Source organism: Micromonospora sp. NPDC005305 (assembly GCF_040607315.1).
Lineage (GTDB): Bacteria > Actinomycetota > Actinomycetes > Mycobacteriales > Micromonosporaceae > Micromonospora.
Genome location: NZ_JBEXGL010000002.1, coordinates 534,891 through 549,067, shown reverse-complemented (window position 1 = coordinate 549,067; position 14,177 = coordinate 534,891). Strand labels below are relative to the sequence as shown.

Below are 14,177 nucleotides of genomic sequence, written 5' to 3'. Positions count from 1 at the left end.
AACCGCGCCGGCCGGTGGTGTGTCAGGATTCCGTCACCGCTCCGCACGAGGGCCGACGGCGACGCCGACCCCGGGGGCAGGTCGGGCCCGACACCGGGAAACCCGCCGAATGGCCAGCGCCGATCGGCCATATCTACGCGGGCTGCCTACACCTGGGCAGGCTTACCGGAACGTGAGCAGACTTTCCCTCATCGTTCGGATCGGGGACACTCAAGGCCACGGTCAGGTCCAGTCTGCGCCGTGGACTGCCCGGCTCGGTCGAAAGGGAGCGACAGACTCTGATGCCCTCACCCCATTTGGCCGAGAGCGATTCCGACGGTCTTGCCCTGATGGCCTACCTGGGCTGGCTGCGCCGCCGCTGGTGGATCCTGCTCCTCGCCGCGGTGCTCGGCCTGGCCGGCGGCCTGGCGGTGAGCCAGCTCCAGCACGCGCGCTACACGTCGGGCACGTCGCTGCTGGTGCGCCCGCTCAGCGCCGGCGCGGAGAGCAACCCCAACGCCAAGGTGAACCTCGACACCGAGGCCCAGGTGGTCCGTTCGCTGGTCGTGGCCGAGCGGGCCAAGGGCCTCATGAAGGTCGACACCGGGGCCGACCAGCTGGTGAAGTCCGTGACGGTCACCGTGCCGCCGAACAGCCAGATCCTCCAGGTGGCCTACGAGGCCGACAGCCCCGCCCAGGCGCAGTCCGGGTCGCACGCCTTCGCGCAGGCCTACCTCGACCTGCGCAAGGCCACCGCGCAGAAGGCGCTGGAGAACGAGACCACCGCGCTCAAGCAGCAGATCACCGACGTGAACAAGCAGCTCAGCGCGGTCGCCGGCCGGATCGCCGCGGCGCCGGCCAACAGCCCCGAGCGGGAGCGTGCCGAGGCCGACCGGAACGTGCTGACCAACCAGCTCACGTCGCTGAACAACCGGCTCAGCCCGCTGCTCTCCGCCGACAGCGACCCGGGCGAGATCATCTCGGACGCCCGCCTGCCGGAGAGCCCCAGCTCGCCGAACCGGACGTTGAACCTGGCCAGCGGCATGGGCGCCGGCCTGCTGCTCGGCATCGTGCTGGCGCTGGTGCTGGACCGGCTCGACACCCGCATCCGCCGCGGTCGCGACATCTCCGACCGGGTGGGCCTGCCGCTGCTGCTGGAGCTGCCCTCGCGCACCCCGTCGCTGGCGGTGCTGCCGGCCACCCACAAGATCTCCCGTGAGCTGGGCCGGCTGCGCAACGTGCTGCTCTCCGCGGTGCCCGAGCCGGCGCAGGCCGGTCGGGGGCGCCAGCTGCTGCTCTGCGACGGCTCGGCCGGCACCGCCGCCGGGTTCGTCGCGGCCAACCTGGCCGCCGCGTACGCCCGCACCGGCCAGCAGGTCGCGCTGATCACCACCAAGCCGGACTCGGCGTTGAGCGGCATCACCGGCGTGGCCGAGGGCCGGCACAGCCTGGCCTCGGTGCTCCGCCGGGACGTGCCGGCGCTCAAGGCGCTGGCCCCGCTGCCCGGCCTCGGCCAGCTCCGGGTGCTCGTCCCGGGTGACCTCGACGCCGAGGTCGAGCTGCCGGTCTCCGGCCTGCTGGAGATCCTGCGCGAGCTGACCGCGCGCTTCGACCACGTGATCATCGAGACCGCCCAGCCGACCCTCGCCGTGGAGGCCCAGGCGCTGGGCCGGCACGTCGACGCGGTGATCGTGGTGGCCGAGAGCGGGCGGACCCGCAGCGGCGAGATCAACGCCGCGCTCCAGCAGTTCGAGCAGGTCAACGCCCCGGTGATCGGCGCCGTGCTGGCCCCGCGCCTGCCCGCCCCGACCCCCGCCGCCGCCCGCCCGGCGGCCCCGGCCAACCGGCCGAAGCCCCGGCCGAGCCCCGGCCCGTCCGCCGAGTCGACGATGGTGCTGCCACGGATGCACCCGTCCGCGTCGGGCGCGTCCGGCGGTTCCGCGAAGCCGCCCGCGCCGGGCAAGGCGTCGGTCAAGCCGCCGGTGCCGGGCAAGCCGCTGCCGGTCAACGGCAGCGGCGGCACCTACCGCTCGCGGAGTGACGGCGACGGCCGCAGCTATGCCCTCGACTCCGGCGAGGATCTGGGGTGAACCGCCGGCAGTTGCTTCGCGCCGCCTTCGCCCCGGCCCTCGTGGTCGGCTTCGGCACGGCCTGCAGCGAGCCCCAGCCCGAGGCGGGCAGCGTCGACGTGGTCGACCCGGGCAGCGCCGCGGCGACGCCCCCGCCGAGCCCGACCCCGAGCCTGCCCGCCGGCCCGCTGACCGGCGCGCCGGTCAGCGCGGCGCCGCTGGCGGGCCGCCAGGCGGTCGCCGTGCCGCTGCGGGTCAGCCCCTCGACCACCCCGGCCGGGCTGGACGCGGCGGACCTGGTCTACGCCGAGTTCGCCGAGTCCGACACGCTGCACCTGACCGCGGTGTTCCACTCCCGTGACGCCGCCAAGGTCGGCCCGGTCGCCGAGATCCGCCCGGTCGACATCCGGTCGGTGGCCGTGCTGCGACCGTTCGTCGGCTACGCCGGCGGCCCCACCGGCTTTCTCACCCAGTTCGAGAAGTCCGGCCTGGCCGGGGTCACGCCGGACGACGGCGACGCCATCGACGACGGCTACACCTCGACGGCCGCGCTGCTCAAGGCCGCGCCGAAGGGCGGCCAGCCCCCCACGCCACCTCTCGACCACGCCACCGACGGCGCCGCCCTGGCCGCGCGGGACCTCGTCCCGGCCACCGAGCTGTCGGTCGCCGTCTCCGGCGGCCCGCCCATGGTCTGGCGCTACGACCAGCAGAAGTCGCTCTGGGTGGGCAAGGTGGGCACCGCCACGGTGACCGCCGCGTCGGTGCTCGTGCTGACCATGGAATACCGGACGCTCGACGTCCGGAACCCGTCGCCGCGCTCCCTCCCGTCGGCGAACGTGTTCGGTGAGGGCGCGGTGGTCGCGGTCTCCGGGCCGTCCAGCGCGAAGGGCCGGTGGCGCAAGCCGGGCCTGGGCATGGTCTGCACCCTCGCCGACACCGGCGGCGACCTCCTGCACCCGCAGCCCGGCAACGCCTGGGTGATCTACGCGCCGACCACCGCCAAGGTCACCGTGAAATGAGCACCGTCACCCCGCCCCGCCCGGCGCGCGGGTCGGCCCCGGTCGGCGCGGCGCCTGCGCCGCCCACCGGGACCCGGCTCACGCCGGCCGTGGCGCGGCCGAAGGGCGGGTCGCTGCGGTTGCCCACGGCGTGGCCGCTGATCGCGCTCTTCGTGCTCTACCCGCTGTGGTGGGCGCTCGGGGTGTCCAGCTTCGTCTTCGTCATCTTCGCGGTGCCGATGCTGGTGCAGATGGTCCGCCGGGGCCCGGTTCGGGTGCCGCCCGGCTTCGGGATCTGGCTGCTCCTGCTGCTCTGGTTGGTCCTCTCGGCCGTGATGCTCGGCCTCACCGCGCCGAACACGCTGCCGCCGGGCGGCGGCGGCCGGTACATCGGCTGGGCCATCCGGCTCGCCAACTTCGTCGGCATGACCGTGGTCATGCTGTACGTCTACAACCTGGGCGAGCGGGAGCTGTCCCGACGCCGGATGGTCCGGCTCTTCGGGTTCATGGGCGTGGTCGTGGTGATCGGCGGCTGGCTCGGCTCGCTCTTCCCGACCCTCGGTTTCGTCGCGCCGCTGCGGTTCATCCTGCCGCACTCGATCGCCAGCCAACCCTTCGTCGCCTCGCTCATGGACGTCAAGTTCGCCCAGGTCCAGCAGGTGATCGAGGGCGAGGCCAGCTCGCCGCGACCGTCCGCGCCGTTCACCTACACGAACTCGTGGGGCGAGAACACGGCGATCCTGCTCATCTGGCTGATCGTCGGCTGGGTGGTGCTGGGCAGGCCGCTGCGCCGGGTGGCGGGCGTGGCCATCGCGCTGGCCGCGATCTTCCCGGTCATCTACTCGCTCAACCGCGGCCTCTGGATCGGCCTCGGCATCTCCGCGGTCTACGTGGCGGTCCGGCTCGCCCTGCGCGGCCGGATGGTGGTGCTCGGCGGGCTCGCCCTGGCGGTCGGTCTGATCGGGGTGCTGATCGTCGCCACACCGCTGGGTCGCACCTTCGACGAGCGACTGCAGAACGGGCACAGCGACGACATCCGCACCACCCTCTCCGAGGGCGCGGTCACCGCGGCCAACCACTCACCGATCCTCGGCTACGGCGGCAACCGGGCGCTGATCGGCAGCAACCGGTCGATCGCCATCGGCAAGTCCGACGACTGCAAGCAGTGCGGCAACCGGGAGCTGGGCAGCAACGGCCAGCTCTGGGCGCTGCTGGTCGGCCAGGGCTACGTGGGCGCGATCGCCTACAACGGTTTCTTCCTCTACTGCCTCTGGCGTTACCGGCGCGACCACAGCGCGATCGGGATCGCCGGCAGTCTCGTGCTCATCCTCATGCTCTTCTTCCAGTTCACCTACGGCGCACTGGAAGCCACCCTCGCCTACGGCCTGATCTCGGTCGCCCTGCTCGCCCGCAACGACCGGTTCAGCCGGGCGCTCGCGCCGGCGCCGCCGAGGGGCACCGTGGCCGGGCTACGGGCCCGACTGGAAGCAGCCGGTGACCACTGATGGTGTTCCGCGTACCCCCGGACGGCGACGGCCGATCCGCCTACCTCGGTGAGCTCGCCGGGCTGATCTGGCCCGAGCCGGCCGAGCCCGCCCTGCACCGGGGCGGCGCCGGTTGGGTGGTGGTGCCCTCGGCGTCCCGCCCCCGGCTGCTGGTGCCCACCGGCTCCGGCCGCGCCGCGGCGAGCGCCGTCCGGCACTCCACCGAGGCGGTCGGCCGCAAGGCCAAGCTGGTCCGGCAGGGCCTGGCCACCGCGTTCCGGCTCGGGCTGGGGCCGCTGGTGTTCCGCGACCGGCTGGTGGTGACCGGCGGTGGGCTCGACGCGCACCTGGCCGAGGTGCTGGGCGAGCGGGCGCTGGTCAGCCTGCACATCGGGCCGGCCCGGGCGAACCGCAAGCCGGTGCTGCAACTGCTGGCCCCGGACGGCCGGGCCCTCGGGTACGCGAAGCTCGGCGTCGACCCGCTGACCCGCGCCCTGGTCGACGCGGAGGCCGCCGCGCTGGCCCGGCTTGCCAGCCTGCCGCTCGGCCCGGTCACCGTGGCCGGGGTACGCCACCACGGCGACTGGCACGGGCACGCGCTGCTGGTGCAGGAGGCGCTGCCGGTGCGGCTGCCCCGGGCCACCCCGGCCGTCGCCGAGGCGGCCGAGCGGGCGGCCATGGTGGCGGTCGCCGGCTGTCTGGGCGTACGCCGGCGGTCCTGGGCCGCGAGCGACCACGCGGCCCGGCTGGCCGACGCGGTGGACGCGCTCGGCGCACGCCCGGAGGCCGGGCGGCTGCGCGCGGTGCTCAAGACGATCGCGGACCTGGACCCGACGGTGGCGTTCGGCGCCTGGCACGGCGACTGGAACGGCGGCAACAGCGCGGTGCTGGCCGACGGCCGGGTGCTGGTCTGGGACTGGGAGCGGTTCGAGGCGGACGTGCCGGTCGGCTACGACGCGCTGCACCGGGCGGTGCAGACCGCCATCGGCAACGACGGGGTGGAGCCGACGGAGGCCGCCCGGGCGCTGATCGCCGGGGCGGACCGGAGCGTGGCGCCGTTCGACTCGGACGGCCGCGACGCCGACCTGGTCGCCGTGCTCTACCTCGTGGAGCTGGCGGCACGCTATCTGCGGGACCGGCAGGCGGAGGCGGGTGCGCGGCTGGGGCACGTCGACACCTGGCTGCTGCCCGCCGTGGAGGAGCACCTGGCCCGCCGGGCCCGGTGAGAGTGAGGAGTGGGGACGTGACGCTGGCCAAGGAGCAGGCGCTCCGTGCGGTGAAGTCGGTGAGCCGGACGGTGGGTCGGTTGACCGCCGGGTCGCGGATGGTGCCGGGATTCCTGATCGTGGGGGCGCAGCGCTGCGGCACCACCTCGCTGTTCAAGACGCTCTCGCAGCACCCCGGGATGCTGCCGCCCGCCTACCACAAGGGCGTGCACTACTTCGACATGGACTACCACCGGGGGATGAGCTGGTACCTCGGGCACTTCCCCACCACCGGCAAGGCCGAGGCGGTGAAGGCGCAGCTCGGCGTACGCGGGATCACCGGCGAGTCGAGCCCCTACTACATGTTCCACCCGCTGGCCGCGCAGCGGATCGCCCGCGACCTGCCCTCGGTGAAGCTGCTGGTGCTGCTCCGCGACCCGGTGGAGCGGGCCTACTCGGCGCACTCGCACGAGCTGGCCCGGGGTTACGAGACCGAGCGGGACTTCGAGCGGGCGCTGGCGCTGGAGGAGGAGCGGACGGCCGGTGAGCGGGAGCGGATGACCGCCGACCCGACGTATTCCAGCCACCACCTCCAGCACAACGCCTACCTGGCCCGCGGGCGCTACATCGAGCAGGTGGAGCGGCTGGAGGCGCTGGTCGGCCGGGATCGGCTGCACGTGATCGACAGCGACGACTTCTTCGCCGACCCGCGCCCGTCCTTCGACGCGGTCTGCGACTTCCTCGGCCTGCCCCAATGGGCGGACATCGCCTTCGGCAAGCACAACTCGCGGTCCCGCTCGCCGATGTCGGCCGAGCTGCGGGCCCGGCTGGAGGACCACTTCGCCCCGTACGACGAGCGGCTGGCCTCCTGGTGGGGACGCGTGCCGTCGTGGCGGCGGTGACCCGGGCGGACGCCGGCGGCACCCCGACGCTGACCGCACCGGCCGGCGGCCCGACTGCGGGTGCCGGCGCGGGTCTGGGCGGCGCGGCCCGGCAGGGCTTCGCCAACCTGGTCGGGGTGGGCCTGGCCGCGGTGGCCGGCTTCGGGCTGAACATCGTCATCGCCCGGGGCTGGTCGGTCCGCGAGGCCGGCATGTTCTTCGCGGCCACCAGCGCCTTCATGATCGCCGCGTCGGCGGCCCGGCTCGGCACCGACGTGGGGACCGTCTACTTCGTCAGCCGGCACCGGACCCTCGACCAGCGGGACCGGATCCGCGGCACGATCCTGGCCGGGCTGCTGCCGGTGCTGGCGGTCGGCGTGCTGCTCGGCCTGGCCGGCTGGCTGGCCGCCCCGGCGCTGGCCGGTGCCACCATGCCGGAGGCCGGCCCGGGCGCGGTGACCGCGCTGCGCATCCTGCTGGCCTTCGTGCCGCTGGCCGCCCTGAACGACTACGCGCTCGCCGCCTGCCGTGGGTTCGGCCAGATGCGGCCGCTGCTCACCGTGGAACGGCTCGGCCGCACCCTGGTGCAGTTCCTGGCCGTGGCGGTGGCCGCCTGGCTCGGGCTCTCCGCCACCGTCGCGCTGCCGCTGGCCTGGGTGGTGCCCTACCTGGTCGCCGCGGCGGTCGCCCTGGCCTGGCTGGGCCGGCTGGTCCGCCGTGCCGGCCGGCACGTGACCCGGCCGGTGCCGGCGGGCGAGCTCGTCGCGCCGTTCTGGCGCTTCACCGGGCCGCGCGCGGTCAGCAGCCTGGCCGCGATCGTGGTGCAGCGGCTGGACATCGTGCTGCTCAGCGCCCTGCGTGGGCCGGCCGACGCGGCGATCTACACGGCGGCGACCCGGTTCCTGGCGCTCGGCCAGCTCTCCAGCGTCGCGCTCTCCAGCTCGGTGCAGCACCGGTTGGCCGCCGCCTTCGCCCGCGACGACCGCGCCGAGGCCCGGCAGCTCTACCAGGCCGCCACCGGGTGGCTGGTGCTGCTCTCCTGGCCGGCCTACCTGGTCTTCGCGGCGTTCGCCACGCCGATGCTGGCGCTGTTCGGCTCCGGCTACGGCGGCGGTCACCGGGTGGTGGTGCTGCTCGCGCTGACCATGCTGGTGGCCACCGGCTGCGGCATGGTCGACATGGTGCTGAACATGGCCGGCCGGACCGCCTGGACGTTCTACAACGCGATGGCCGGCACGGTGCTCAACGTGGTGGCCAACGTCCTGCTCATCCCGCGGTACGGCATCCTCGGCGCGGCCCTGGCCTGGACGGTCTCCATCCTGGTGACCAACCTGGTGCCGCTGACCCAGCTCTGGTGGTCGATGCGGCTGCACCCGTTCGGTGCCGGCACCCGGGCCGCCATGGCGCTGGCCGTCGCCGCGTTCGGCCTGCCGCTCGGGCTGGCCCGCCTGCTGGACGCCCCGGCGCCGGTGCTCGCCCTGGTGGCGGTCGGCGGCGCGGCGGCGTACCTGGCCGGCGCCTGGCGCTGGCGGGCCACCCTGCACCTCGACGCGCTGCGCGCGCTGCGGCGGGGCCGCAACCGCGCCGGCGCGAACCCGGCCGCCCAGTCCTGACCCGTTCCTGCGTACCGATGGGACCCCGATGACCAGCAGCACGCCCCTCTCCCCGCACTCCGGCCTGTCGACCGTGAAGGCCGCGAAGCTCGCCGCCGTCGGCCTGCTGGCGGACCGGAAGGAACGCCGGGAGCTGGAGCGGCCGGTGGAGGCCGCCAACCGCAAGCTCAGCCTGAAGGTCGAGCGGCCAATCTTCATCCTCGGCGCGCCGCGTTCCGGCACCACGTTCCTGGGCAGCTGCGTGGGCGCGCTGCCGGACGTGTCCTACCACTTCGAGCCCCGGCTGACCAAGGCGGTGGCCCGCTGCGTGTACGAGGGGAGCTGGACCCCGCAGCGGGCGGGCCGCTACTTCCGCGGCTACTACGGTGCGCTGCTCGCCGCCTCCGGGCACGGCGGGCTGCGGTTCGCCGAGAAGGACCCGGAGAACTGCTTCATCGTGCCGTTCCTGACCGAGGTCTTCCCGGACGCGGTCTTCCTGCACGTCTACCGGGACGGCCGGGACGTGGCGGTGTCGCACGCCGAGCAGCCGTGGCTGAACGCGGCCTCGACGGGCACCGGCCGGAGCGGCCGGGGCGGCACCCCGTGGGGCGCCGCGCCCCGGTTCTGGGTGGAGCCGGAGCGGCGTGAGGAGTTCAGCAAGGTCTCCGACCTGGGCCGTTCGGCCTGGATGTGGCGCCGGTTCACCAGCAGCGCACTGGCCCAGCTCGCCGACGTGCCGGCGGAACGGGTCCGGCACCTCCGCTACGAGGACATCGTCACCCGGCCGGCCGAGGCGGCCGAGGTGGTCGCCGACTTCCTGGCGGTCGGGGACCCGGCCGGCCGGCAGGCGCTGCACGCACGGTTCGCCAAGGCCCGGCCGAACTCGGTCGGCCGCTGGCGGCAGCGACTGACCGGACAGGACCTGGCCGACGTGCTCGCCGAGGCTGGGCCGCTGCTCAGGGAACTCGGCTACACCGCGTGAGGTCCGTCGCACCGGTAGAGTGCCAGGGGTCGCCCGCCCGTCCCGGCGCGCCGCTCCGCTGACGCGGGGTCGCCGGGGCCGACGACCGTGGGGCCGGCGACCATCCTGGGGAGAGGTTGCGGTGGTACGACGGTTACGACGGACGATGGCGGCCGTGTTCGCTCTGGCCTGTCTCGTTCCGGCGGTGGCGGGCTGTGACTTCGGCTCGACCGACGGACCGGGCGGTGCGACGACGGCGGCGGCCCCGCCCCCGCCCACGGTGACGCCCCGGACCGGCCCGGTCCGCACCACCGGGCGCGGGCCGGAGCTGCCGGAGAAGGGCGCCTGGGTGGGTGCCTGGGTCAAGCCGCAGTTCCACAACGCCACCGGGCGGGCGGCCGCGTTCGACGAGTTCAACCGTGCGGCGGGCGGCGAACTGGCCATCGCGCACATGTTCCACGAGTGGAACGAGGCCTTCCCGGGCGCCACGGAGCGGGCCTTCCAGTCCCAGGGCAAGCTCCAGATGATCTCCTGGCAGGGCACCGACACCCGGTCGACGGTCAGCGGCGTCTACGACGCGCTGATCCGGCAGCGGGCCGCCGACGTCAAGGAGTTCGGCGTGCCGGTGCTGCTGCGCTACCGGTGGGAGATGGACCGGCCGAACCTGGCCGCCAGCATGCACTCCCCGGAGGACTACGTCGCCGCGTGGAAGCACGTCCGGGCCATCTTCACCGAGGTCGGCGTCACCAACGCGGCCTGGGTGTGGTGCCCGCACGCGGACGGCTTCGCCGAGCCCGACCGGGACGCCGCCGCCTACTACCCCGGTGACGACCAGGTCGACTGGCTCTGCGCCGACGTCTACCCCGGCCCGGAGTGGAACAGCTTCACCGACCGGATGGACCACTTCATGGCCTTCGCCCAGAAGCATCCGCGGCCGGTGGTGATCGGCGAGTTCGGGCTCACCCAGGAGGGCCGGCCGGGCCAGCGGGCCGACTGGATGCGCGAGGTCGGGCCGTACCTGAAGAAGCACCCGCAGATCAAGGCGGCGGTCTACTTCGCCGCCCGACAGACCACGAAACCCCTGTACGACAGCACCTTCGGCAAGGACCCGGAGAGCGAGGCGGTGTTCCGCGAGATGGCCACCGACCCGTACTTCAACCCGCCGCCGCCGGACCTCAGTGTTTCCTCGGCGCCACCCTCCGTACCGGGTCGATGATCTTCCCTCGTCTTTTCGTGTGACCTGGGGCGTTTGCTCGGTCAAAAACTCCGGTCCCGGGTGGACGGGCGACGGCCGGATGCGAGAAGGTATTGCTCTCACGTCTGCGGTCGGTCGTGCGGCGCCCCACCTCGCGCCGGCACCGGCCATCACCGCAGCGCCTCCGACGTTTCCCCCGGAGTAGCCTGTGCCTTCCTCGATCCTGAGACACCGCTCGGTGTCCGCTCTCGGCGCCGCCGTGCTCGGCATCGCCACCCTTTTCACCCCCGTACCCGCGCTCGCCGCGCCCGCACCGGACCACACCACGCTGGTCAGCGAGGTGCCGACGGACAAGACGCCGAACATCAACGACGGCAACGTCGTGGCCATCTACGACGCCGGCACCAAGGTGATCGTCGGTGGTTCGTTCACCAAGGCGCAGAACCGCGGCTCCGCGACCACCGAGGTCACCCGCAAGGGCGTGCTGGCCTTCGACAAGGCCACCGGCAAGCTGGACGACTCGTTCGCCCCGGTGCTCGACGGCGAGGTGACCGCGGTGATCGCCGGGCCCACGCCGGGCACGGTCTACCTGGCCGGCACCTTCAACAAGGTCGGCGACAGCAACTTCCGCAAGCTCGCCCTGCTGAACGTCGAGGACGGCACGCCCGTCGCCGGCTTCAAGGGGCCGGCCTTCAACGGCACGGTGAGCGACATCGCCCTGGTCGACGGGCGGCTTCTGGTGGGGGGCATCTTCTCCACCGTGACCGCGACGACCACCCGCAACGGGCTGGCCTCGCTGAACCCGACCACCGGCGCGGTGACCGACTACCTCACCGTGGCGCTGACCGAGCACCACAACTGGACCAGCACCAACGGCGGCGCCTCTGCCGGCGTGGGCGTCGAGAAGATGGCCGTCTCGCCGGACGGCAAGCACCTCGTGGTCATCGGCAACTTCAAGAAGGCCAACGCGGTCGTCCACGACCAGATCGTCCGGATCAACCTGGGCGAGAGTTCGGCCACCATCGCCGACTGGAACACCGACGGCTACTCGGGAGCCTGCAAGTACACCGCGTTCGACTCGTGGGTGCGGGATGTGCAGTTCTCCCCGAGCGGCAAGTACTTCGTCGTGGTGACCACCGGCGCCTCCTACCCGGGGACGCTGTGCGACTCGGCGGCCCGCTGGGAGACCGCCGCCACCGGCGACGGGCAGAAGCCGACCTGGACCAACTTCAGCGGTGGCGACACCTTCCTCTCCACCGGCATCAGCGAGGAGGCCATCTACGTCGGCGGTCACTTCCGCTGGTCGAACAACCCCCTCGCCCGCGACAAGGCGGGCCCCGGCGCGGTGCCGCGGGCCAGCATCGCGGCCCTCGACCCGGCCAGCGGCCTGCCGCTGGCCTGGAACCCCGGCCGGCACCCCCGCGGCTACGGCGTCACCGAGATGGTGGTGACCCCGCAGGGCCTCTGGCTGGGCAGCGACCAGGAGTACATCGGCGACTTCGACTACCAGCGGAAGCGGCTCGCCTTCTTCCCGCTGAGCGGCGGCGCCGCCCCGCACTCCACCAGCACCAAGGGCCTGCCCGGCAACGTCTACCAGGCCGGCCGCGCGGCGCAGACCGAGGTCCTCTACCGGGTCAACGCCGGCGGTCCGGCCATCCCGGCGACCGACGGCGGCCCGGACTGGGCCGGCGACACCGCCGCCGCGCCCAGCCCGCACCACAACACCGGCAACAGCGTCACGAGCTACCCGACCAACGCGACGTTCGACGCCACGGTGCCGGCGAGCACGCCCGCGACGCTGTTCAACAGCGAGCGCTGGGACGAGGCGACCGCCCCGGACATGCAGTGGGACATCCCGGTCGCGGCCGGCACCCGCGTCGACGTGCGCCTCTACCTGGCCAACCGGTACGCCGGCACGGCCACGGCGGGCAAGCGCAAGTTCGACGTCAGCATCGACAGCGTGCTCAAGCTGAACGACTTCGACCCGGTGGCCGTCGCCGGCGGCACGAACCGCGGCACCATGCGGTCCTTCTCGCTGGTCAGCGACGGCGTGGTCGACATCGACTTCGGCCGGGTGTTGGAGAACCCGCTCGTCCAGGGCATCGAGATCGTGAAGACCGCGCCGACGCCGGACGCGGCGGACGTCCTCTACCGGGTCAACGCGGGTGGCGACCAGCTGGCCGCGCCGAGCGGCCCGGCCTGGGCGACCGACAGCCTCACGGCGCCGAGCGCCTACCACAACACGGGCAGCACCGTCACGACCTACCCCACGGACGCGACGCTCGACGCCACCGTGCCGGCCGGCACCCCGGTCGCGCTGTTCAACAGCGAGCGCTGGGACCAGTCCACCACGCCGGACATGCAGTGGGACTTCCCGGTCCCGGCGGGCACCCCGGTCCAGGTCCGGCTCTACCTGGCCAACCGGTACGCCGGCACGGCCACGGCCGGTAGGCGCAAGTTCGACGTCAGCATCGACGGCGTGCTCAAGCTGAACGACTTCGACCCGATCGCCTCCATCGGCGCCACCAACAAGGGCACCATGCGGGCCTTCGCGGTCACCAGCGACGGCACCATCGACATCGACTTCGGTCGGGTGCTGGAGAACCCGCTGGTCCAGGGCATCGAGATCGTCAAGCTCCCGCCGGTGCCGCCGGCCACGACGGTGGACAGCATCACCAGGCGGTCGTACGACGGCGCCACCGAGGTGGGCAACGCGACCACGGTGGCCAACTCGGACAGCACCCGGTGGTCCACGGTGAAGGGCGCCTTCTGGGTCGGCGGTGACCTGTTCTACGGGGTCAACGGCGATCTCTACAAGCGTTCGTTCGACGGCGAGGCGTTCGGCTCCCCGAAGAAGCTCGACCCGTACCACGACGCCAAGTGGGACACGGTCGTCACCGGCTCCGCGCCGGAGGGCCAGACCTACGCGGGCATGACGGGCAACTTCTCCGCCGAACTGCCGAACGTGACCGCCATGTTCTACACCGGCGGCCGTGTCTACTACACGCTGGCCGGCCAGAGCACCCTGTTCTGGCGCGGGTTCGCGCCCGACACCGGCGTCGTCGGTGCCGAGCGGGCCACGGTCACCGGCACCACGGCGTTCGCCGACGCGAACGGCATGTTCCTGGACGGCGACACCCTCTACGTCGTCTCCCGCGCCACCGGCAACCTCTCCTCGATGGCGTGGTCGGACGGCGCGCCGACCGGCTCCGCCACCGTGCGCAGCGGCCCGGGCGTCGACGACGCGGACTGGCGGGGCACCGCCGTCTTCGTCGGCCCCTGACGCGAGGCGGTACGACACGACGATGGCCCGGCCGGTATCGGCCGGGCCATCGCCCTTTCCGCCGTCGGTTCAGACGCGGGGGGCGGTGTGCTCCCGCGCCCAGACCCGCATGAGGTCGCGTACCGAGATCACCCCGGCGACCTCCCGGCCGTCGAGCACCACGAGGTGCCGGAACCCGCCCCGGGCCATGGCGGCGGCCGCCTCCTCCACCGTCCAGTCGGGGCCCGCGTAGACCACGTCCCAGGTCAGATGCGCCCCGGTGCGTTCGACGTCGGGGTCGAGCCCCGCCCCGATGGCGTTGAGCACGTCACGTTCGGTCATAATCCCGATCCCCTCGGAATCCGGGTCGATCACGACCGCCGACCCGACCCGGCGGGCCGACATCATCCGGGCCGCCTGGCGGAGCGTGTGCTCCGGGCCGACGACGAGGATCTCGCTGGACATCGCTTCCCGTACCTGCATCACGCATCACCCCTGTGGGACGGTGGCCTCGGTACGGACATGGTGGGCCATCGATGCGGAACGGGACA

General features: G+C 73.3%; 10 protein-coding genes. 9 read left to right on the top strand and 1 reads right to left on the bottom strand.

The window, feature by feature from the left end; translation table 11 throughout:
• Positions 1-281: 281 nt before the first annotated feature.
• From ABZS80_RS05805 to ABZS80_RS05765, 9 genes are all read left to right on the top strand, one after another.
• The gene (locus ABZS80_RS05805) at positions 282-2,069 is read left to right on the top strand and encodes a Wzz/FepE/Etk N-terminal domain-containing protein (protein WP_355054620.1); all 1,788 of its coding nucleotides are present in this window, start codon (positions 282-284) and stop codon (positions 2,067-2,069) included.
• A complete protein-coding gene (locus ABZS80_RS05800; RefSeq protein ID WP_355054619.1) occupies positions 2,066-3,067 on the top strand; it encodes a DUF3048 domain-containing protein in 1,002 nt (333 codons plus the stop codon). The genes ABZS80_RS05805 and ABZS80_RS05800 overlap by 4 nt, the downstream gene beginning before the upstream one ends.
• Complete coding sequence (locus tag ABZS80_RS05795) at positions 3,064-4,551, top strand: O-antigen ligase family protein (RefSeq protein WP_355054618.1); 1,488 nt, start codon at positions 3,064-3,066, stop codon at positions 4,549-4,551. Before ABZS80_RS05800 ends, ABZS80_RS05795 begins: the two co-directional genes overlap by 4 nt.
• The gene (locus ABZS80_RS05790) at positions 4,551-5,756 is read left to right on the top strand and encodes a hypothetical protein (protein ID WP_355054617.1); all 1,206 of its coding nucleotides are present in this window, start codon (positions 4,551-4,553) and stop codon (positions 5,754-5,756) included. The genes ABZS80_RS05795 and ABZS80_RS05790 overlap by 1 nt, the downstream gene beginning before the upstream one ends.
• A 17-nt stretch (positions 5,757-5,773) precedes the next feature.
• The gene (locus ABZS80_RS05785) at positions 5,774-6,637 is read left to right on the top strand and encodes a sulfotransferase (protein ID WP_355054616.1); all 864 of its coding nucleotides are present in this window, start codon (positions 5,774-5,776) and stop codon (positions 6,635-6,637) included.
• Entirely contained in the window at positions 6,607-8,229 is a 1,623-nt protein-coding gene (locus tag ABZS80_RS05780; RefSeq protein ID WP_355054615.1) for a polysaccharide biosynthesis C-terminal domain-containing protein, read from the top strand. Before ABZS80_RS05785 ends, ABZS80_RS05780 begins: the two co-directional genes overlap by 31 nt.
• 28 nt (positions 8,230-8,257) lie before the next feature.
• Positions 8,258-9,190 carry a sulfotransferase gene (locus ABZS80_RS05775; RefSeq protein WP_355054614.1) on the top strand — a complete coding sequence of 311 codons (933 nt, stop codon included), beginning with the start codon at positions 8,258-8,260 and terminating at the stop codon, positions 9,188-9,190.
• A gap of 145 nt (positions 9,191-9,335) precedes the next feature.
• A complete protein-coding gene (locus ABZS80_RS05770) occupies positions 9,336-10,385 on the top strand; it encodes a glycosyl hydrolase (protein ID WP_151463751.1) in 1,050 nt (349 codons plus the stop codon).
• A gap of 217 nt (positions 10,386-10,602) precedes the next feature.
• On the top strand, positions 10,603-13,647 hold the full coding sequence (locus tag ABZS80_RS05765) for a malectin domain-containing carbohydrate-binding protein (RefSeq protein WP_355054613.1): 3,045 nt from the start codon (positions 10,603-10,605) through the stop codon (positions 13,645-13,647).
• Positions 13,648-13,716: 69 nt separating this feature from the next.
• Here ABZS80_RS05765 and ABZS80_RS05760 read toward each other — a convergent pair whose 3' ends face one another.
• On the bottom strand, positions 13,717-14,109 hold the full coding sequence (locus tag ABZS80_RS05760) for a CBS domain-containing protein (protein WP_151463753.1): 393 nt from the start codon (positions 14,107-14,109) through the stop codon (positions 13,717-13,719).
• Positions 14,110-14,177: the final 68 nt, after the last annotated feature.